We start from the raw sequence: 20,085 nt of genomic DNA on the forward strand, positions 1-20,085 counted from the left end.
CCCTCGTCGACGAGACGAAAAGCCCGAGTTCACCGGAACCTCGGGCTTTCATCGCATCTGGACCCTCTCGCGGAAGCCTCCGGCCGAAGCGGGACCGTCCGACACCCTTCCGCGGGGTGGAGCAGCCCGGTAGCTCGTCAGGCTCATAACCTGAAGGTCGTCAGTTCAAATCTGGCCCCCGCAACCACAGACCAAAAACCCTCCGCCCAACAAGCGGAGGGTTTGTCGTATCTGGACCGTCGCTCGGGACCGCGCCCGGGATGACCTTGCTCCCGGTTTGTCCCCATTCGTAACCAGGCGCGTTCGGGTTGACCCGCTCCCCGCCTCTGGGCCGTCCGGCCGGGAGATCTCCGGGGGTATCCGCTCCGGGCGGATGAGGCTCGTCGGATGACCGAAACACGTTGCGGTCAACGCTCGCGGCGATCGATCGCATATCCCCTCAGGAACAGGGCGATGGCCGCCTCGACCTGACGCTCGGTTTCACTCTGCGGCGCCCCGGGAAGCCCGAGCGCGCGATTGAGCAGCATGCGCCCCGTCAGCAGAGCCATGAACTGCTCGGCGGCGAGATCGAAATCGTCAATCTTCAATTCACCTCGTTCGACGATTTGGCGCAACAGGTGCACCAATCGGCCGTTCATCTCCGATGGCCCCGCAGCTTCGAACGCGCGTGCGATCTGCGGGAACCGATGGATCTCGCCGACGATCAGCCGATACAACGCCATTCCGTGCTCTTCTTCGAACACGGAAATGAAATCGAGGGCGAAACCGCGGAGCGTACCGGTCAGATCCCCCGTATATTCGTCTGGAATATGGACCCGCGCGGAAAATTCGCCGCACTGGTTGATGAGGAGCTTTGAGAACAACGCCTCTTTACTGGTGAAGTGAGCGTAGAGCGTCGTCTTCGATACGCCGGCGGTCTTGGCGATCAGATCCATCGAGACTGAGTCGAAGCCGCGTGCGAGAAACAACTCGAAGGCTGCGTCGAGAATGAGAGCCACCTTGGGGCTCCGCTCATCTGGTTGTTGTTCCGCAAGGGCAATCGCCATTTGTTCGCCTCCCGATCTCGACCGGACCGCCGACGTGATCGAACCGATCGGTTCGATCCGGTCTTGACGGCCCCTGCTTCGAAGAGCATGTTGGTCGGACAGTGAACTGGACGGTACAGTTCTGTCAATTCATTCCCCTCCGCCCCAGCCTTCGGTGATCTATGCGCCTCATCTCCCATCGCCGTTCTCGCCGCATTCGCCCCCGGGCGACGTCCGGCATCGCGGTCGGTCTCGCCGCATTCCTCGGCGCCTGCACCGTCGGTCCGGACTTCTCGCCCCCGGCGGCGCCCGATGTCGCAGGCTATACCCGCGAAGGCGGCGCGTCTGCCGCCGTCGGCTCCGAGGTCGCCGGGGCGATCGGGCAGCGATTCGTTTCCGGCCGCGACATTCCGGGTGAATGGTGGCGGTTGTTCCGGTCCAAGACCATCAACGCGCTGGTCGCGGAAGCCGTGCACAACCATCCGGACCTCGCCGCGGCGGAAGCGGCGCTGCGCGCCGCCCGCGAGACCGCCATCGCCGAGGGTGGATCGCTGTTGCCCCAGGCCGGATTCTCCGGGTCGCAGACCCGCGAAGGCGTCTCTCAGGCCCAGAGCGGTCGACGCGGGACCGGCAGCGTCTTCGATCTCTCCGGCGCTTCGGTCTCGGTCTCCTACGACCTCGACGTGTTCGGCGGCGAACGGCGCAAGATCGAGGGTCTCGAGGCGACCGCGGAAAACCAGCGCTACCAGCTCGAGGCCACGCAACTGGCGCTCAGCGCCAACGTCGTCACCACGCTGATCACCGACGCCTCGCTGCGCGCCCAGATCGCCGCGACCAAGGACATCATCCGCGCCGAGAGCGAACAGCTCGACCTCCTGCGCAAACAGTTCGATCTCGGCGCCATTGCCCAGACCGACGTGCTCCTGCAGGAATCCAACGTGGCCCAGTCCCGGGCCGGCCTGCCGGCGCTGGAAAAGGCATTGGCGCAGAACCGCAATCAGTTGATGGCCTATCTCGGGCGCCTGCCTTCGCAGGATCGCGGCGAACAGGTCCCCCTGGCCGAACTGCGGCTCCCCGGCGAACTGCCGCTGAGCCTGCCCTCGGCGCTGGTCCGCCAGCGGCCGGACGTGCTGGCGGCCGAAGAAACGCTGCGGCGCGCCAATGCCCAGATCGGGGTCGCCACCGCCAACATGCTGCCGAAACTGTCGCTGTCGGCGGCCTTCGGGTCGCAGGCGCTGTCGCCGGGCGAGCTGTTCGGCGCCCAGACCGCGGCCTGGAGCCTCGCCTCCAGTGTCAGCCAACCGCTGTTCCAGGGCGGCGCTCTGATCCACGCCCGCGAATCCGCCATCGCCTCGCGCGATCAGGCGGCGGCGCAATATCGGTCGACCGTGATCAAGGCGTTCCAGAACGTCGCCGACTCCCTGCGGGCGATCCAGACCGATGCCAAGGCCCTGGCGGCCCAGGTCGACGCCGAGCGCGCGGCCACCCGCAGTCTGGAGATCTCGCGGAGTCAGTTCAAGACCGGCGGCACCACCTGGACGACGGTGTTGACCGCCGATCAGGCCTATCAGAACGCCCGCATCGCCCGCGTCAAGGCGCAGGCGCAGCGACATGCCGATACCGCCGCGCTGTTCCAGGCGCTCGGCGGGGGCTGGTGGAACCGGGTCGACGAAACGCCGGCGGCCGAACCGCGGCCGCTCGCGGAAATCCTGACCGCTCGATGAGATCGAGGCGGCGCCGGGTCCGCGCAGGAGATGCGCGCCCGGCGGCGACCTTCCTGAAGAACGTTGAAATCGCGGAGATGTCGTGATGTGGAAGCGCATGTTCCTCATGCTGCTGGCGGTCGGCCTGGTGTTCGGAGGTCTCTACGGCTTCCAGGTGTTCAAGACGGGGATCATCGCCAAGGTGATGGCGGCGATGTCCAACCCGGCCCAGACGGTGTCGACGGCAAAGGTCGAGATCCGACCTTGGACCGATCGCTTCATCGCGGTCGGCTCGCTGAAGGCCAAGGACGGCTCGGACCTCGCCCTCGAATCGTCGGGCATCGTCGATGCGATTGCCTTCGATTCGGGGGAGCGGGTCGCCACCGGCAAGCTGCTGTTGAAGCTCAAGTCGGACGACGACGCCGCCAAGCTCGATGCGCTGGAGGCGACGCTGAAGCTCGCCCAGATCAACTACGATCGCGATGTGGAGCAGTTCAAGATCAAGGCGGTGTCCCAGGCGGCGATCGATTCCGACGCGGCCAATGTCAAGAACGCCAAGGCGCAGGCCGATGCCCAGCGCGCCACCATCGCCAAGAAGACGCTGACGGCGCCGTTCTCCGGCCGCCTCGGCATCCGTACCGTCGACCAGGGTCAGTTCCTGCCGGCCGGCACAGCGATCGTGACGCTGCAGGCGCTCGACCCGATCCACGTCGATTTCTTCCTGCCGCAGCAGGCGCTGGCGCAGTTGAAGGTCGGCCAGAAGATCGCCGCGGTGGTCGACACTTGGCCGAAGGAGACCTTTGCCGGTGAGATCACCGCGATCAACCCGAAGGTCGACACCGCGACCCGCAACGTGCAGGTCCGCGCCACCTTGCCCAATACCGACGAACGGCTGCTGCCGGGCATGTTCGCCCGCGTCGAAATCGTCGTCGGCGAACCGAAGGATCTGGTGACCGTGCCGGTGACGGCGATCACCTCGAACCCCTACGGCGACACGGTCTATGTGGTCGAGGGCAAGGCGCCGGACCTCACGGTCCGCCAAGTGTTCGTCAAGACCGGTGAGACCCGCGGCGACATCGTCGCGATCCTCGACGGCCTCGCCGCCGGTCAGACGGTGGTCACCGCCGGTCAGTTGAAGCTGCACAAGGGCTCGCCCGTCAAGGTCGACAATTCGATCCTGCCGACCACCGATCCTGCGCCCAAGCCGGTCGAAAAGTGAGGACGGGGATCATCCGATGACATTCACCGACATCTTCATCCGCCGACCGGTTCTGGCGATGGTGATCAGCATGCTGATCCTGGTGGTCGGCCTGCGCGCCGTGTTCTCCTTGCCGGTGCTGCAGTATCCGCGCACCCAGAACGCCGTGGTGACGGTCTCCACCACCTATCCCGGCGCCGATCCGGATGTGGTCGCCGGCTTCATCACCACGCCGCTCGAGGGCGCCATCGCCCAGGCCAACGGCATCGACTACATGAGCTCGACCTCGGCCTCGAGTTCGTCGACCATCACCGTCAACCTGCGGCTCAACTGGGACAGCGGCAAGGCCCTGACCGAGATCAACGCCAAGGTCAATTCGGTGTTGAACCAGCTGCCGTCGGGCGCCGAACAACCGATCCTGACCTTGAAGGTCGGTCAGACCGTCGATGCGATGTACATCGGTTTCCGGTCCGATGCGCTCGAGCCCAATCAGATCACCGATTATCTGGTGCGCGTCGTCCAGCCGAAGCTCCAATCGCTGGAAGGGGTTCAGACCGCAGAAATCCTCGGCGCCAAGAAATTCGCGCTGCGCGCCTGGCTCGATCCGCAGAAGCTCGCCGCCTATCAGCTCACCGCCACCGACATCTCCACCGCGCTGGCCAACAACGACTATATCGCCGGTGTCGGGGCGACCAAGGGTCAGATGATCCAGGTCAACCTCACCGCGTCGACGGCGCTCCATTCGGTCGCCGAATTCCGCGACCTGGTGGTCAAGCAGGCCGGCGGCGCCGTCGTGCGCCTGTCGGACGTGGCGGAGGTGTCGCTCGGCGCCGACGACTACGACACGTCGATGGTGTTCGGCGGCAAGCGGTCGATCGCCATCGGCATTCAGGTGGCACCGACCGCCAATCTGCTCGATGTGATCGGCCGGGTCCGCACCGCCTTCCCGGCGATCCACGACCAACTGCCCGAGGGGCTCGAAGGACTCATCCTCTACGACTCCACCGAATTCGTGAATTCCTCGATCGATGAGGTGATCCATACCCTGGTCGAAGCACTGGCCATCGTCACGGTGGTGGTGTTCTTGTTCCTCGGCTCGTGGCGTTCGGTGCTGATCCCGGTCATCGCCATCCCGCTGTCGCTGGTCGGCACCTTCACGATGATGCTGATCTTCGGCTTCTCGATCAATCTGCTGACGCTGCTGGCCCTGGTGCTGGCGATCGGCCTCGTCGTCGACGACGCGATCATCGTGGTCGAGAACGTCGAGCGCCATCTGGCCGAGGGCCTGCGTCCCTTCGATGCGGCGATTCGAGCCGCGCGCGAACTCGCCGGACCGATCATCGTCATGACCGTCGTGCTGGTGGCGGTCTATGTGCCGCTCGGTTTCCAGGGCGGGCTGACCGGTGCGCTGTTCATCGAATTCGCCTTCACCCTGGTCGGTGCGGTGACGGTCTCGGCGATCGTGGCGCTGACCCTGACACCGATGATGGCGGCCCATTTTCTGGTGCCGCATGCTCGGCTCGGCCGTTTCGATCGGCGGGTGGTCGACGCCATCGATGTGGTGATGAGTGCCGTCACCGGTCGCTACAAGCGGTTGCTCACCGGTGGCCTGAACTATCTGCCGGTGACGGCGGTGTTCGCGGCGCTGGTCCTGACCTCGATCGGGTTCCTCTATGTCGGCTCCAAGAGCGAACTGGCGCCGGACGAGGATCAGGGCTTCATCCTCGGCATCGGGACGCCGTCGGCCAATGCCACGCTGCAGCAGCGCCAGCTCTACAACAAGGGCATCTCCGACAAGCTCCTCGCCATGCCCGAAACCGAGACGGTGTTCGAGATCAATCTGCCGACCCAGACCATCTTCGGCCATGTGTTGAAGCCGTGGAACCAACGCGCCGCCACGGTGGCGACGATTCAGCCGCGCGATCAGGCGGTGTTCGACGGCAGCGCCGGTCTCAAGGTGGTCGGCTTCAGCCCGCCGCCGCTGCCCGGCTCCACCGGTCTGCCGCTGCAATTGGTCATCGGTACCACCAACGACTTCGAACAGCTCGGCGAGGTCTCGGACCTGTTCCAGAGACGAGCGCTCGAAACCGGCCGCTTCATCTTCCTCGACAATGATCTGAAGCTCGACAAGAAGCAGTCGACGGTAGTGATCGACCGCGACAAGACGGCCCAGTTGGGGTTGAAGCTCTCCGACGTCGGCGGGGCGCTCGGGGCCCTGGTCGGCGGCGGCCACGTCAACTGGTTCTCGCTCGCCGGACGGTCCTACAAGGTGATCCCGCAGATCATGCAGCAGTTCCGGCTGACCGCGGATCAGATCCTCGACACCTATGTGCGCGCCGCCGACGGCTCGATGGTGCCGCTCCGGACGGTGGCGACCATCGTCGACAAGACCGTGCCGGAATCGCTCAACCACTTCCAGCAGATCAACAGCGCCACCATCGGCGGCGTCGCCTTCCCCGGCGTGACCACCGGCGAGGCTCTGGCGACCTTGCAGGAGATCGCCAAGGAGGTGCTGCCGCAGGGCTACACCATCGACTACGGCGGGGCGTCGCGGCAGTTCGTCCAGGAATCGAGCGGGATGGTCACCACCTTCCTGTTCGCCATCCTGATCATCTTCCTGACGCTGGCCGCCCAGTTCGAGAGCTTCCGCGATCCGATCGTCATCCTGGTCTCGGTGCCGATGTCGATCGCCGGTGCCCTGATCTTCATCTTCATCGGGATCGGTGGGGCGAGCCTCAACATCTACACCCAGGTCGGTCTGATCACCCTGATCGGCCTCGTCTCCAAGCACGGCATCCTGATGGTCGAATTCGCCAACGAAGCACAGGAAAAGGGACTGTCGAAGCACGACGCGATCATCGAGGCGGCGACCGTCCGCTTCCGGCCGATCCTGATGACCACGGCGGCGATGGTGCTCGGCGTGGTGCCGCTGATCCTGGCCTCCGGTGCGGGTGCGATGTCGCGCTTCGCCATGGGTCTGGTCATTGCCACCGGCATGTCGATCGGCACCTTGTTCACCTTGTTGGTGGTGCCGGGCTTCTACATGATGATCGCCGTCGATCGCTCCAAGGTGCGGCCCGCCGCGCTCGAGGCGAATGCAGAGCCGGCCCACTGATCGTAGCGGTCTTCTCTCCGGACACGATGTGCGCTCCGGCCTCGGGCCGGGGCGTCGTCGTTTCGGCGACGGATGCGATCCTGCGGCGGCCGCAAAGGCCGGTCGGGAGGCGGCCGGGCAGCCGAAGGTGGTCGAGGAGGCCGGACGTCAATGACCCTGGCGATCCAGGTTCGCCGGGGCCACGCGGCCATCCGTCAACAGCAGGGCGCGGGTCGCCAGCGCTTCGAGAAACGGCCGGTCGTGGGAGGCGATCACCATCGCCAGATCGAGGCCGGCCAGGATCTCGATCAGGCGGGCGCGATGGCGCTCGTCGAGGGCGTTGGTCGGCTCGTCGAGGAGCAGCACCTGCGGCGCCATGGCCAGCACCGTGGCGAGACCGACGAGGCGTTTCTCGCCGCCCGACAGGCGATGGGTGATGCGCGGGGCGAGGGCCGCGAGGCCGAGGCTGTCGAGCGTGGCTTCGGCGCGGGCGACCGCGGCAGCCGGCGACAGGCCGAGATTCAGCGGCCCGAAGGCGACGTCCTCGATCACCGTCGGCGAGAACAACTGATCGTCGGGATCCTGGAACAGGAAGCCGGCGCGGATGCGGACCTCGCGGAAATCCGCCTCGCTGCGACGGACGGCGCCGAAGGCGGTGATCTGCCCGGTCGCGGCGGTCTCCAGGCCGACCAGAGTGCGCAGCAGGGTGGTCTTGCCGGCGCCGTTGGCCCCGACCAGCGCCAGACGCTCGCCGGGCGCGAGGGTCAGCGAGATGCGGTCGAGAATCGTCCGCCCGCCGCGGGTCACGGTGACGTCTGCGAGGTCGAAGAGGGAGGTCAAATCAGCCGGTCCACCGCGATCACCAGGGCGAGGCCGAGCGACAGCCCGGCGGCGAAGAGCGCATCGGGACGCGCCGGACGTTCGGCGGCGACCAGGGCGAAACGCCCGGCGAAGGCGCGGCAGCGCATCGCCTCGTCGACCCGGGCGGCGCGGTCGAAGGCCCGCACCAGCAATTGACCGGTGAAATGGGCGAGCGTGCGCAGCGTGTGCAGCGAGGTTTCGGCGCGGAAGGCCCGCGCCCGCAGCGCCTCGTGGAGGCGCGTCGCCTCGGCGCGGATCAGGGCGACCCAGCGGGCGGCGAAGAGCAGCAGGTGGACGAGCTTCGGCGGCACCCCGAGGCGGGCGAGCGCATGGCCGAAACGCACCGGTTCGAGCCCGGCGAGGAGCGTCAGGATCGCCACCGCGCAGAGATTGACCCGCAGCAGGACGAGAATGGCGCGATCGACGCCGGGTTGCGACAGGGCGAGCGGCCCGATCGCGATCCACGCCGGCCCCGGTACGGTGAGCGGCAGCAGGATCGCCAGCACCACCAGGAAGCCCTCGACATGGGCGAGGCGATCGCCGAGGTCGCGCCAGGAGAGGCCGGACAGGCGGGCGAGGCTCACGGCAATCGGCACCAGCGCCGCCAGAACGATCGGCGAGCGGATCACCAGGATCGTCGTCACGGTGGCGACCACCGCCAGCACCCGCAGGCGGGCATCGAGGCGATCGAGGCTCGGACGGGCGGTGGGCGCACAACCGCAGACGAAGGCGTCGCTCATGGCTTCGGCCCTCTGCTCTCGCGGCGGCGGGCGAGGCCCCAGGCGCCGAGGCCGGCGAGGCCGACGATCATGCCGATCCCGCCCATGACGTCGTTGAAGCGCAATCGGCCCTCGGCGAGGGTCTGGGCTTCGATCAACGGGCGCAACTGCCGGGCGACGGCGCGATCGACGGCGACTTCGGTGAGCTGCACAAAGGTCGCCGGGTCGACGGGTGTGGGGCAGGCGGGCGGCGGGGCGATGGCGGACGTGCTCTCCGGGCTTGCGGCCGCTGCGACGCCCGGCCGCGGCGTCGCCGGCGAAGCGCTCGCCGGCCCGGCGGACGCCGCCGCAGCATCGGGCGAAAAGCGATCGGCCGGGATCTTCTCCTCGGCGAAATGACCGTCGCCGGTGTCGACTGCCAGGAGGTAGTCGGCCGGTCGCTTCGCGTTCCAGGAAAAGGCGCCTTCGGCGTCGGTGCGGCCGCGATCGACCGCGGCGCCGGTCCCGTCCTTGACGAGAAAGTCGACGTCCTGCGGACGGCCGCCGCCGACGAAGAAGGCGTATCCGGAGATCGTCAGGCCCTCGACCGCGACGAACAGTTTCAGCCGGTGCGCCTCGGCGGCCGGGGCGGAGCCGGCGAGGATCGCCAGCGCGACGAGGATCGCGAGAGCGGCGCGAACCCGCGTCACGGGCAGGCCTCCCGCGGCGCGGGCGTCAGGATCTCCGGCTCGACGCGGGCCAGGAAGGTGACGGTGAAGCCGGTGACGATCGCCTCGACCACCGCCAGCGGCAGATAGGTCAGCGCGACGATGCGCAAGGCGGGGACATAGTCGGGCGAGGACAGCGCCAACGCCAGCGCCACGCCGCTCGCCGTGCCGACGACCGCCAGCGCCGCGACCGCGGCGGCGAGGACCCCGCGCGTGGTCGGCGCGGCCCGCGCCATGAGCGGGCGGGCGGTATACGCCAGCGCGACGCCGGGCAGGGCCATGTTGACGGTGTCGACGCCGAGCGAGCTGAGGCCGCCGAAGCCGAACATCACCGCCTGCAGCAGGAGCCCGACGAACACCGCAGGGAAGGCCCGCACACCGAGGATCAGTCCCATCAGCCCGCCGAGCAGCAGATGGACGCTCGATGGTCCGACCGGCACGGCGAAGAGGCCGGCGACGAAGAACACCGCCGCGAGGATCGCCGTCTTCGGGATGTCGCGCTCGTCGAGGGCCCTGAGCCCCAGCGCGACGCCGGCGGCGGCGATCAGACCCCCGCCGATGATCACCGGCAGCGACAGCACCCCGTCGGGAATGTGGGCCATGGACGTGTCTCCTGCGCGCGCTCGCGCTCACTTCGCCGGGGCGGCGGTCGGGGCCGGCCCCATGTCGGTCGCCTTGACCCAGATCAGGCCGCCGAGTTCGGTCGCGGCCGGCTTGCCGTCCGGTCCCGCGGCGGTCGGGCCGGCGACGAGAGCGGCGAAGCCCCACCAGCCGGCGCGCGGCAGGGTCTCGGCGAAGACGCCGTTCTGATCGGCGCGCACCACCCGGGTGAGGAAGGCTTCGTTCGGGGCCTGCACCGAGCCGTCGTTGATCCACTCGATCTCTACGCTCGCGAAGGGGACCGGCTGGCCGGCGGCGCGGACGATGCCGCGGAACAGATTGCCGGTCCAGATCCCGGTCGGGCGGGTCAGCGGTTCGATCTCGACCGGCAGGCCGACCTGCGCGGTCCAGCCTTCGCCGGAGGCGAAGCCGTCGACGATCACCTTGGCGTAATGGACGATCCATTTCTTCTCGGCCGGCTCCCAATAGGGCTGCGGCTCGACGAAATAGGTGACCGCCCCGGGGGTCTTCAGGTCCTGTTCGAAGCTCCAGGCGGACTTGCCGTCGATGGTCTTCTCCTTGAGCGTGCCGAGGAGATCGATCGTCTTTCCCCCGGCGAAGGCGCCGACCCGCTTCGGCTTGGCCATCGCCATGGTCGGGCCGCGCTCCATCGGGTGGGTGAAGATCAGATCGACCGAGACCTTGCCGCCGTCCGACAGCACGTCGGCGGAGGGGATGATCTCCTGGAAATGGGCGAAGGCCGGAGAGGCCGCCAGAGCGAACAAGGCGGCGGCGATCGGCAGACGATGCATCGACGAGGCTCCGGTGGCGAAAGGTCGACCACAGGATAAGGCATTTTCAGAAATTCATCATACTCAAAATGCCGCACACGGGTTTGCCCGCATCGGCGGAGGCGCGAGCCTCCCCGGATGCGGCGACCCGTTCGGCGTCAGGCGATGCTGCGGCCGAGGCTGACGGCGATGCCGGCGAACTGGCAGCCGGCGGCGACGGTGACGAACAGATGCCAGATGGCGTTCTGGAACTTGAGGCTGCGCCACAGGTGGAAGACGATGCCGGAGGTGTAGAACAGCCCGCCGACGGCGATCAGGATCAGGCTGGGCACCGGCAGGGCCTCGACCAGCGGTCCGATGGCGAAGACCACCACCCAGCCGAGCGCGACATAGGCGGCGATCGAGATCCGGTCGTAGCGGCGCGGCAGGCCGATCTTGACGGCGATGCCGGCGAGCGCGCCGATCCACACCACCGCCGCCAGCGACCACGCCCACACCGGATCGCGGAACTGGGTCAGCAGCGGCGTATAGGTGCCGGCGATCATCAGGTAGATCGAGGAATGGTCGAGGCGGCGCAACAGGCCCTTGACCGGCGACGGCGGCGCCAGATTGTAGGCGGCGGAGCAGCCGAACAGGGTGAAGAACCCGGCGGCATAGACGCCGACCGCCAGCGCCTCGCCGAGGTCGCCGCGCCGCACCACCGCGGTGAACAGCACGCTGATCGCCACCATCCCGGCCATGATGGCGATCGCATGGACGAAGGCGTCGGCGACGATCTCGCCGACGCTCTCGGGCCGTTCGGCGAGACTGGGAAACCGCGCTGTATCCGTCATGGCGAGCCGTCCTCCGTGTCGAGCCCCAGCATACCTCGAGCGGCCACCGTCTGACGACCACTCTCGCGCGAGCCGGATCTGCGACGTTCGACGCCGTCAGGCGACGGCGGCTTCGCGCACCGTCCAGCGTTCGACGTCCTCCTCGGCGCCGATCAGCGCCAGGCCATAGGCGATCGACAGCAACTGGTCGCCGGTCTCGACGCGGCTCGCGCCGAAGCGGTCGGTGAACATCCGCCGCACCGCTGGGACGAACGAGGTGCCGCCGGTCAGGAACACCCGGTCGATCGCCGCATCCGCGAGCCCGGCGCGGGCGAGTGCCTCGTCGAGCGCCGCGGCGATCTTCTCCAGGTCGCCGGCGATCCAGCGCTCGAAGTCGGCCCGGCGCACCGTCGCCTCGATGGCGATGTCGCGATGGCGGAACGACAACTGCGCCTCTTCGGCGTGGGACAGGGCGAACTTGACCTCCGACACCGCCTTGTAGAGCGGATAGCCGAGGTCTTCCTCGATCACTTCGATCAGTTGTTCCAGGCCGGTCGGATCGTCGGAGCGGCCGGCCAGCCGGTTCAATTCGCGCAGGGTCTCGCCGGTCTTCATGATCGCCAACTGGTTCCAGCGGGCGAAGGCGGCATAGTAGTGGGCCGGCATCTCGAGCCACTTGCCGAAGCTCTCGTAGCGGCTGCCCTTGCCGAGCTTGGGGCTGACCACCGCGTCGATGATCCGGTAGTCGAAGCCGTCGCCGGCGATGCCGACGCCGGTCTGGGCGAGCGGATGGGCGGTCACCCCGTGGCCATCGACGGTGAAGCGGACGATCGAAAAATCCGAGGTGCCGCCGCCGAAGTCGGCGACCAGCACGGTCGCTTCGCGGGTCAGCCGGCGCGCGAACCAGAAGGCCGCGGCGACCGGCTCGTGGACATAGTGGATCTCGTCGAAGCCGGCGCGGGAAAAGGCCGCGTCGTAGCGGCTCTGGGCGAGCTGCGGGTCGGGGGCGCCGCCGGCGAAGGTCACCGGGCGCCCGGCGATCAGCCGTCGCGGCAGCGGCAGAACATCCGGATCGGCATGGGCGGCGAGGCGGTCGAGGAAGGTGGCGAGCAGGTCCTCGAAGCGGAAGCTGCGGCCGTGCACGACCGTCGAGCGGAACGACGAACTGGCGGCGAAGGTCTTGAACGACTGGAGAAATCGCGAGCCTTCCGGGCTCTCGACGAAATGGGCGATGGCCCAGGGGCCGCCCTCGACCAGGGTCTCCAGCCGCTGACGGCTGCCGGTCTGCCAGAAGTCGAGGGCCGAGCGGAACACCGAATGGGTGATCGCGCCGTCGGGAAAGCCGACTTCGCGGACCCCGCCGGGGACGGACGGATCGGCGATCGCCGCGACCGAATTGGTGGTGCCGAAGTCGAGGCCGAGGGTCGGCGGCAGCGCGGAGCGCCGGGAAGCGAGGGTCATGGCGGCGGTTCCGACGGGTCGAGCCGACGCCCCACGACCCCGCGACGACGGCGGCGACAGGGCAGGGGTTCGACGGAGAAAGGGGTCGCGGACCATAGCCGAAGCGCCGGAGTGGTCAAGGCCGGGCGGATGCAGGGCTGGGAGGGGGRGGGGGAGGGGCGGGCGGGGCGGAGTGCGAGTGAGGCCATTCCGTTCGCTCGTCAGCCCGAGGAGCCTCGCCGTTCACGCACTCCCCTGGGGAGGGGGCGCTGGTCGGAAGGACGGCACGGCCGGATGCTAGCGCTCGCCGACCACCGCTTTGCGCCGATTTTGTTGAGAAACTCAGGCGTTGAAGCGAGCGTCGATCGCTTTTTCACCCGTGTCACCGCGGCGGGAGGGTGGTCGATGATGGCGATCGGCAAGTTGTTCAGAACTCTCTGTTCTGCGGGGGGGCCTTCGAGACCCGCGTTCCCGGAACCGGTTCGAATGACCGGCACGAGCGACCTTTCCGAAAGGCGCGCGGTTTGCTCGGTGCCGACCGCCCGACGGAGGACCTCGTCTGCCGCGGGTCCGTCATCCGCGATCAGCAGGTGACGCGTCCTCACGGATCATCCCCGGCAATCGCTTTCGAGGAAGAATGGCTCGGCACTCCGCAATTCGGTGTGAAAGTCGACCGGCATCGTTCATAATGGTCGACGCGAAGGATGCCCCTTTGCTTTTCCCTCCGACCACCGTGGCGCTTCCGGCGCACTCCACCTTGCGCAATCCCGCCCTGGTCGGCCTGACACCTCAACTGGACCAGAGATTTGAAAAAGATCGGAAACAGTGAATTTTCGGACCGTCGCTCGACTGCGGCCGACGCAAAGGCAGCCCTCCTTCGAGCCTATCGTGCCGCTCAGGAGGCTGCCGAGCCGAACCGTGAGGCCAAGCAGGCGGAACGGCTCGCCGCCGCCGAAGCCCGGGAAGCGCGCCGCGCCGAACGTGAGCAGGCAAAGCGCGACGAACGAAGCCGTATCGAAGCCGAGACGGCGGAGCGTGAGGCTGCGCTCGCAGCAGCGGCCAGAGCCGAGGCCGACGCGCGGGCGACGACCGACACGAACAGCACCGCACGCGACCTCCGGGACGAAGCGACACGCAAGGCCGAGCGCGACCTCCGCTACGCCAACCGGAAGGCCCGTCGGGGCTGAAGGTCGTGAACCGTGCCGGGTTTCCCGCAGCTCGAAGTCCTCGAGTCATGGCGACTCGAGGACGGCGATCGTGCGAGGCCGCGTGCGGAATAAGGGCACGCTCGGGGTCTCGATGATCGTCCGCTTCGGGTCGAGTCAGGCCGCTCGGCTCGGCTCGGCGATCGTCGGGGCGGACCACTTCACGAGCGCCGCACGGCCCGGCGGTGTCAGTCCATAGAGACCTCGTTCGATCCGTTCGAACCAACCATAGACATTGCTCTGCAAGATCTTGGCGGCCTCGGGGGCGAGGTTGCGGAGATCGCGAGGACGGGCCGGGGCGTCGGCGAGGGCGTTGGCGACGACGAGCGCCTGTTGACGATAGGCCGTCATCTGGGGTGTCCGCGTCGAGCCGCCCAGGTTCGGATCGCCGGTGCGGCGACGATGCTCCTCGACGAGGCGAGACCGTCGCTTGCCGTCGCGCCGCGGCTTCCAGGCCACCGGCTCGACGACGACGTCGATCCGACCCGAAGTGGCGACGACGAGGAGGCCGAACCCGAGAAACCGACAGAGCTTCTTCACCCGGGCATCGCTCTCGCGACCGCGCCCGCGTTTGGAGGCGGCGACGGCGAGCCAGACTTCGTCGCAGGCCGATGTGCGGTCCACGCCCTGCAACACCAGCTCGAGCGTGAAGTTGCGCTTCAACTCGCCGATGACGACCAGTTCGGGGGTCCCGTCGGACAGGGCCACGAGGTCGCAGCCGCGCACCTCTCCCTTGACCTCGAGGCCGAGGCCCTCGAGATGACGTTTCACGGGAAGATAGAGGTCCGTTTCCAACAGGCGCGATCCTCGGACGAGCAGGAGTCTCGGGCCAGCTTGGCGGGGTATGGTTAACAAAGCGTCGGCGACGCGCCCGGCGCGGCGATCGGTCCCCAAGACAGCGATCGAAGCGGCTGGTCGGTTCGTCGTTCCCGGCACGAGCGGCCGCTTCGGGTCGCCGGCCGTCACCGACCCGATCGCGCCGCCCGCGTCGCCGCTCGGCGATCCGTTCTCCGCTTGACGGACCGCCGATGCGGGCATATACCCATATCATGACGAACGGGCCGATCCTCAGCGATTGTTACTGCGCCGCGCTGCGGACGGCGGCGCGCCGATCGACGGCGATCTACGACGAAGCCCTGGTGCCGGTCGGCATCAACATCGCCCAGTTCGCGCTGATGCGGAAGATCGCTCGGGCCGGCGCACCGTCGCTGACCGAGCTCGCGGCGATCGCCGACCTCGACCGCTCGACGATCGGCCGCAACGTCCGGGTGCTCGAACGGATGGGGCTGGTCGAAATCGCCACCGGTGCCGACCAACGCGAGGCGACGGTGACGCTGGCCGCCGCCGGCCACGACACGCTCCGGCGCGCTCTGCCGCTGTGGCAAGGTGCGCAGGACAGGATCGAAACGGCGCTCGGCGGCGTCTCGATCGACGCCCTGCGGACGCTGCTCGGCGCCTTGTGACGGCCGCGCCGCCCGAACCGCTCGCTCGGGGCGTCCCTTCCGTCGGGGTTTCTCGGTCTCGCATCTTCGCATCCGCCTCCGGGCGATCGTTTCCCCCTCGACACGGCGAGGACGCGCCACGGCGAGTCGGGCCGCTTTCCGTCTCTCGTCCCGGGTAGATACCCGAAAAAGGAGCTTCCGATGCCGTTGGTCACGCTCAATCTGCGCAAGGGCCGCAGCCCCGACGTCCGCCGCGCCATGGCCGATGCGGTCCACGCCGCGCTGGTCGCCAATCTCGCGATCCCCGAGAGCGATCGCTTCCAGCTGATCCGCGAATACGACGACGCCGACTACATCCACACCGACGCCCACCTCGATCTGACCTATTCGCGCGATCTGGTGATGCTCGAGGTGGCCTTCATCGAGGGCCGCTCCGACGAGATCAAGAAGGCGCTGATCGCCGATCTCGCCGCCCGATTGACCGCGGCGGTCGGGCTGCGCCCCGACGATCTGTTCATCACCTTCACCGAGGTCGGTCGCGCCAACGTCTCGTTCGGCAAGGGCCTCGCCCAGCGCGCCCTCTGATCCCTCGTTTGCCGGAGTTGCCCATGCCCTCGACGCGCTTCGCCGCCGCCCTCGCCCGCCGCCACGTCCACTACGGCTGGATCGTCGCCGCCACGACCTTTCTGACCATGCTGGCGACCGCCGGCGCGATGGGCGCGCCGGGCGTGCTGATCGTGCCGTTCCAGAAGGAGTTCGGCTGGGCCAACGCCGACATCTCGACCGCCCTGGCGGTGCGGCTGGTGCTGTTCGGGCTGATGGGGCCGTTCGCGGCGGCCTTCCTCAACCGCTTCGGGCTGCGCCGGGTGGTGGCCACCGCACTCGCCTTCATCGCGCTGGGCGTCGGCGGGTCGCTGGTGATGACCCAGCTGTGGCAGATGGTGCTGCTGTGGGGGGTGGTGATCGGGCTCGGCACCGGCATGACCGCCCTGGTGCTCGGCGCCACCGTGGCGACCCGCTGGTTCGAACATCGGCGCGGTCTGGTGGTCGGCCTGCTCACCGCCTCCAACGCCACCGGGCAACTGGTGTTCCTGCCGCTGCTCGCCGAGCTCACCGAGCGCTTCGGCTGGCGCAGCGCGCTGACCCTGGTGGTGGTGGTGCTGATCGCCACCATGGGGCTGGTGCTGCTCCTGATGCGCGACCGTCCCGAGGACCTCGGCCTCGTCGCCTTCGGGGCCGATCCGGCGGCGACGCCGGTCGCGGCGCCGGCGAGCCCGCGGCCCGGACTGGCGTCCCTGGCGCTCGCGCCGCTCGCCACCCTCGCGTCGGCGAGCCGCAACGCGACGTTCCGGATCCTGTTCGCGACCTTCTTCGTCTGCGGCTTCTCGACCAACGGCCTGATCCAGACCCATTGGATCACGCTGTGCGGCGACTACGGCATTGCGCCGGTCGGGGCCTCGGGGATGCTGGCGGCGATCGGGGTGTGCGATTTCTTCGGCACCATCCTGTCCGGCTGGCTGTCGGATCGCTTCGACAATCGCTGGCTGCTGTTCTGGTACTACGGCCTGCGCGGGCTCTCGCTGATCTATCTGCCGCTGACCGACTTCTCGGTGGTGGCGCTGGCCCCCTTCGCGGTGTTCTACGGGCTCGACTGGGTGGCGACGGTGCCGCCGACCGTGCGGCTCGCCGCCGACGCCTTCGGCCGCGAGAAGGCCGGCATGACCTTCGGCTGGATCTTCGCCGGCCATCAGCTCGGCGCGGCGGCGGCGGCCTTCTCGGCCGGCACGGTGCGCACCGATTTCGAAACCTACCTGCCGGTGCTGTTCGCCGCCGGCGCCCTGTGCGGCCTCGCCGCCCTGCTGGCGCTGACCATCGAGCGGCCGCCGGCGGCGGTTCTCGCGCCCGCTCCGGCCGCGGAATAGGCTCCTGCATCGCAGCCGAGCGCGATCCGCACGACGACCCCGGTTGTCGTGCGCCCCGCGCACCCCATGTCTCGACGAAGCGTCGGCGGAACGGCAAGGGCCGCCCCCGAACGCCGCGGAGCGAAAACGCGTGACCCCAGACACCATCCCCCACGTCGGCCTCGTCGGATTGGGCACCATGGGTGCCGCCCTGGCCCTCAACATCGCCGAGAAGGGCTTCCCGATCGCGGTGTTCAATCGCTCGCCGGGGCGCACCCGCACCTTCTTCGCCGAAGCCGGGGACCTCGCCCCGCGGGTCGTGCCCTGCGAGACCCTCGAAGCCTTCGTCGCGGCGATCGCCGCGCCGCGCATCGTCATCGTGATGGTCACCGCCGGAACGCCGGTCGACGATCAGATCGCCGTGCTGCGGCCGCTGCTCGGCCCCGACGATCTGCTGATCGACTGCGGCAACGCCGATTTTCACGACACCGAGCGCCGCTCGGCGGCGGCCGCTTCCGGTGGTCCGGCCTTCATGGGGGTCGGCGTCTCGGGCGGCGAAGAGGGGGCGCGCCATGGGCCCTCGATCATGGCCGGCGGCACCGAGGCCGCCTGGGCCAAGGTCGCCCCGGTGTTCACGGCGATCGCCGCGAAATACGAGGGCGAGCCCTGCGCCGCCCAGATGGGACCGGGCGGGGCCGGCCATTTCGTCAAGACCGTCCACAACGGCATCGAATATGCCGACATGGAGATGATCGCCGAAGTCTATGGCGTGATGCGCCAGGGGCTCGGGCTCGACCCGGCGGCGATCGCCGCGGTGTTCGAGCGCTGGAACCGCGGCCCGCTCGCCTCCTATCTGATCGAGATCTCGGCGATCGTCGCCGCGACGCTGGACCCCGAGACCGGCCGGCCGCTGCTCGACGTCATCGTCGATTCCGCGGGCCAGAAGGGTACCGGCCGCTGGACGGTGATCGAGGCGCAGATGCTCGGCGCGCCGGTGACCGCGGTCGAGGCGGCAGTCGCCGCCCGCAATCTGTCGGCGCGGCGCGAGGAGCGCCGGCTCGGCGCCGAGATCTTCGGCACGCCGGCCGGGAACCCTCCCGACGTCACCGTCGAGGCGCTGGAGAACGCCCTGCTCGCCGGCAAGATCCTGTGTTACGCCCAGGGCTTCGGTCTCTTGTCGACGGCCGCGCGCGAGTTCGGCTGGACCTTGCCGCTGCCGACCATCGCCCGGATCTGGCGGGCCGGCTGCATCATCCGCTCGACCCTGCTCGGCGACATGGCGCAAGCTCTCGCCGCGACCCCGGGCGCCGATCTCACCCATGTCGCGCCCTTCACCGACATCCTACGCCGGACCGAAGGCGATCTGCGCCGGGTGGTGGCGGCCGCGGCGCTGGCCGGGCTGCCGGTGCCGGCGCTGGCGGCGGCGCTGGCGCATTTCGACACGATGCGTCGGGTGCGCGGCACCGCCGACCTGATCCAGGGGCAACGCGACTTCTTCGGCGCCCACGGCTTCGAACGCGTCGACCACCCCGGCGCCCATCACGGGCCGTGGACGCGGAGCTGAGGCGCGCCCCGGCTCGGTTCGCCGATCCGGGGCGCCCGCCGACGCGCCGTGTCGGTCAGCGCGGGCCGGGGTTTCCCTGGCGGCGCAGCGCATCGATGAGAATCTGGAACGCCGCCGACGATTGCCGGCGGCTCGGATAATAGAGGTGATAACCGGGAAACGGCGGGCACCAGTCCTCGAGCACCCGCACGAGGCGCCCGTCGGCGATCGGCTCGCGGACCTGATCCTCGAACACGCAGGCGAGTCCGAAGCCGGCGGTGGCGGCGCGCAGCACCTGCGGCACGCCGTTGAACGCCAGTTGCCCGTCGACCCGGACCTTCAGTTCCCGACCGTCCTTCTCGAATTCCCAGGCGTAGAAGCCGCCGTGGGTCGGCAGGCGCAGATTGATGCAGCAATGGGCGGTGAGATCGTCGGGGGTGAGCGGCGGCGGATGATCGGCGAAATAGGCCGGCGCGCCGACCACCGCCAGACGCATCTCGGGGCTGATCGGCACCGCGATCATGTCTTTGGCGACCTGCTCGCCGAGACGGACGCCGGCGTCGTACCGCTCGGCGACGATGTCGACCAGGGCGGCCTCGACGGTGATCTCCACCGCGATGTCGGGATAGTTCGGCAGCAGGCGCTCGAGCGCCGGCCACAGCACGGTCTCCACCGCATGTTCGACGGCGGTGATGCGGAAGCTGCCGCCGGGCGCTTCGCGATAGTCGCCGAGCGCCGCCAATTCGGCGCCGATCTCGCCGAAGGCCGGCGCGAGGGTGCGCTTCAGGCGTTCGCCGGCCTCGGTCGGGGCGACGCTGCGGGTGGTGCGGGCGAGCAGACGGACGCCGAGCCGGGCTTCGAGCTGGCGCAGCGTATGGCTCAGCGCCGACTGCGAGACGCCGAGCCTGGCGGCGGCGCGGGTGAAGCTGTGCTCCTGCGCCACGATGAGGAAGGCGTAGAGATCGGCGAGGTTTCGGTGCAACATTCATGAAATTCTCTCATGGGTTCATGCCGACTTCAACCTCTAATGCCGCGGCGGCGCAG

Annotated in this window: 18 protein-coding genes and 1 tRNA gene; 9 read left to right on the plus strand and 10 right to left on the minus strand. The window is 68.7% G+C overall.

Annotated features, from left to right (window positions below; all coding sequences use genetic code 11):
• The first annotated feature begins 110 nt into the window (after positions 1-110).
• Positions 111-187: transfer RNA gene (locus EYW49_RS02570), tRNA-Met, on the plus strand.
• A 220-nt stretch (positions 188-407) separates the two neighbouring features.
• Here EYW49_RS02570 and EYW49_RS02575 read toward each other — a convergent pair.
• On the minus strand, positions 408-1,046 hold the full coding sequence (locus EYW49_RS02575; RefSeq protein ID WP_131305693.1) for a TetR/AcrR family transcriptional regulator: 639 nt from the start codon (positions 1,044-1,046) through the stop codon (positions 408-410).
• A 161-nt stretch (positions 1,047-1,207) separates the two neighbouring features.
• On the opposite strand from EYW49_RS02575, the gene EYW49_RS02580 reads away from it, so the two are divergent.
• From EYW49_RS02580 to EYW49_RS02590, 3 genes are all read left to right on the plus strand, one after another.
• Positions 1,208-2,749: an efflux transporter outer membrane subunit gene (locus tag EYW49_RS02580; protein ID WP_131305696.1), complete on the plus strand. Its 1,542-nt coding sequence runs from the start codon at positions 1,208-1,210 to the stop codon at positions 2,747-2,749.
• Between the two features lie 85 nt (positions 2,750-2,834).
• Entirely contained in the window at positions 2,835-3,947 is a 1,113-nt protein-coding gene (locus tag EYW49_RS02585) for an efflux RND transporter periplasmic adaptor subunit (protein WP_131305699.1), read from the plus strand.
• Positions 3,948-3,963: 16 nt separating this feature from the next.
• Complete coding sequence (locus EYW49_RS02590) at positions 3,964-7,041, plus strand: efflux RND transporter permease subunit (protein ID WP_131305702.1); 3,078 nt, start codon at positions 3,964-3,966, stop codon at positions 7,039-7,041.
• Positions 7,042-7,188: 147 nt separating this feature from the next.
• On the opposite strand, the gene EYW49_RS02595 is transcribed toward EYW49_RS02590, so the two are convergent.
• The 7 genes from EYW49_RS02595 to EYW49_RS02625 form a co-directional block, all read right to left on the minus strand.
• Entirely contained in the window at positions 7,189-7,860 is a 672-nt protein-coding gene (locus EYW49_RS02595; RefSeq protein WP_131305705.1) for an energy-coupling factor ABC transporter ATP-binding protein, read from the minus strand.
• Positions 7,857-8,621, minus strand: a complete 765-nt coding sequence (gene cbiQ, locus EYW49_RS02600; protein WP_131305708.1) for a cobalt ECF transporter T component CbiQ — start codon at positions 8,619-8,621, stop codon at positions 7,857-7,859. Before cbiQ ends, EYW49_RS02595 begins: the two co-directional genes overlap by 4 nt.
• Entirely contained in the window at positions 8,618-9,289 is a 672-nt protein-coding gene (locus tag EYW49_RS02605; protein ID WP_131305711.1) for a cobalamin biosynthesis protein CbiM, read from the minus strand. Before EYW49_RS02605 ends, cbiQ begins: the two co-directional genes overlap by 4 nt.
• Complete coding sequence (gene cbiM / locus EYW49_RS02610; protein WP_131305714.1) at positions 9,286-9,909, minus strand: cobalt transporter CbiM; 624 nt, start codon at positions 9,907-9,909, stop codon at positions 9,286-9,288. Before cbiM ends, EYW49_RS02605 begins: the two co-directional genes overlap by 4 nt.
• A 27-nt stretch (positions 9,910-9,936) precedes the next feature.
• Complete coding sequence (locus tag EYW49_RS02615; RefSeq protein ID WP_131305717.1) at positions 9,937-10,719, minus strand: DUF4198 domain-containing protein; 783 nt, start codon at positions 10,717-10,719, stop codon at positions 9,937-9,939.
• A 137-nt stretch (positions 10,720-10,856) separates the two neighbouring features.
• Positions 10,857-11,531, minus strand: a complete 675-nt coding sequence (trhA, locus tag EYW49_RS02620) for a PAQR family membrane homeostasis protein TrhA (protein ID WP_131305720.1) — start codon at positions 11,529-11,531, stop codon at positions 10,857-10,859.
• A gap of 96 nt (positions 11,532-11,627) precedes the next feature.
• Complete coding sequence (locus EYW49_RS02625; protein WP_131305723.1) at positions 11,628-12,971, minus strand: Hsp70 family protein; 1,344 nt, start codon at positions 12,969-12,971, stop codon at positions 11,628-11,630.
• A gap of 785 nt (positions 12,972-13,756) precedes the next feature.
• On the opposite strand from EYW49_RS02625, the gene EYW49_RS02630 reads away from it, so the two are divergent.
• Complete coding sequence (locus tag EYW49_RS02630; RefSeq protein WP_131305727.1) at positions 13,757-14,137, plus strand: DUF6481 family protein; 381 nt, start codon at positions 13,757-13,759, stop codon at positions 14,135-14,137.
• Between the two features lie 135 nt (positions 14,138-14,272).
• On the opposite strand, the gene EYW49_RS02635 is transcribed toward EYW49_RS02630, so the two are convergent.
• A complete protein-coding gene (locus tag EYW49_RS02635) occupies positions 14,273-15,193 on the minus strand; it encodes a DUF2161 domain-containing phosphodiesterase (protein WP_131305730.1) in 921 nt (306 codons plus the stop codon).
• 11 nt (positions 15,194-15,204) lie between these two features.
• Between EYW49_RS02635 and EYW49_RS02640 the strand changes: the two genes are divergently transcribed.
• From EYW49_RS02640 to gndA, 4 genes are all read left to right on the plus strand, one after another.
• Entirely contained in the window at positions 15,205-15,618 is a 414-nt protein-coding gene (locus EYW49_RS02640; protein ID WP_131305732.1) for a MarR family winged helix-turn-helix transcriptional regulator, read from the plus strand.
• 180 nt (positions 15,619-15,798) lie between these two features.
• Positions 15,799-16,182, plus strand: coding sequence for a tautomerase family protein (locus EYW49_RS02645; RefSeq protein WP_131305735.1), 384 nt, complete (start codon positions 15,799-15,801; stop codon positions 16,180-16,182).
• A 23-nt stretch (positions 16,183-16,205) separates the two neighbouring features.
• Positions 16,206-17,519 carry an MFS transporter gene (locus EYW49_RS02650; protein WP_131305738.1) on the plus strand — a complete coding sequence of 438 codons (1,314 nt, stop codon included), beginning with the start codon at positions 16,206-16,208 and terminating at the stop codon, positions 17,517-17,519.
• Between the two features lie 130 nt (positions 17,520-17,649).
• Entirely contained in the window at positions 17,650-19,062 is a 1,413-nt protein-coding gene (gene gndA, locus EYW49_RS02655) for an NADP-dependent phosphogluconate dehydrogenase (protein ID WP_228259431.1), read from the plus strand.
• A 55-nt stretch (positions 19,063-19,117) separates the two neighbouring features.
• Here the strand turns inward: gndA and EYW49_RS02660 are convergent, their stop codons facing one another.
• Positions 19,118-20,026 (minus strand): LysR family transcriptional regulator, encoded by a 909-nt coding sequence (locus tag EYW49_RS02660; RefSeq protein WP_131305742.1) that lies wholly within the window; start codon positions 20,024-20,026, stop codon positions 19,118-19,120.
• Positions 20,027-20,085 lie beyond the last annotated feature (59 nt).

The organism is Siculibacillus lacustris, assembly GCF_004328075.1.
In the GTDB taxonomy this organism is placed as follows: domain Bacteria; phylum Pseudomonadota; class Alphaproteobacteria; order Rhizobiales; family Ancalomicrobiaceae; genus Siculibacillus; species Siculibacillus lacustris.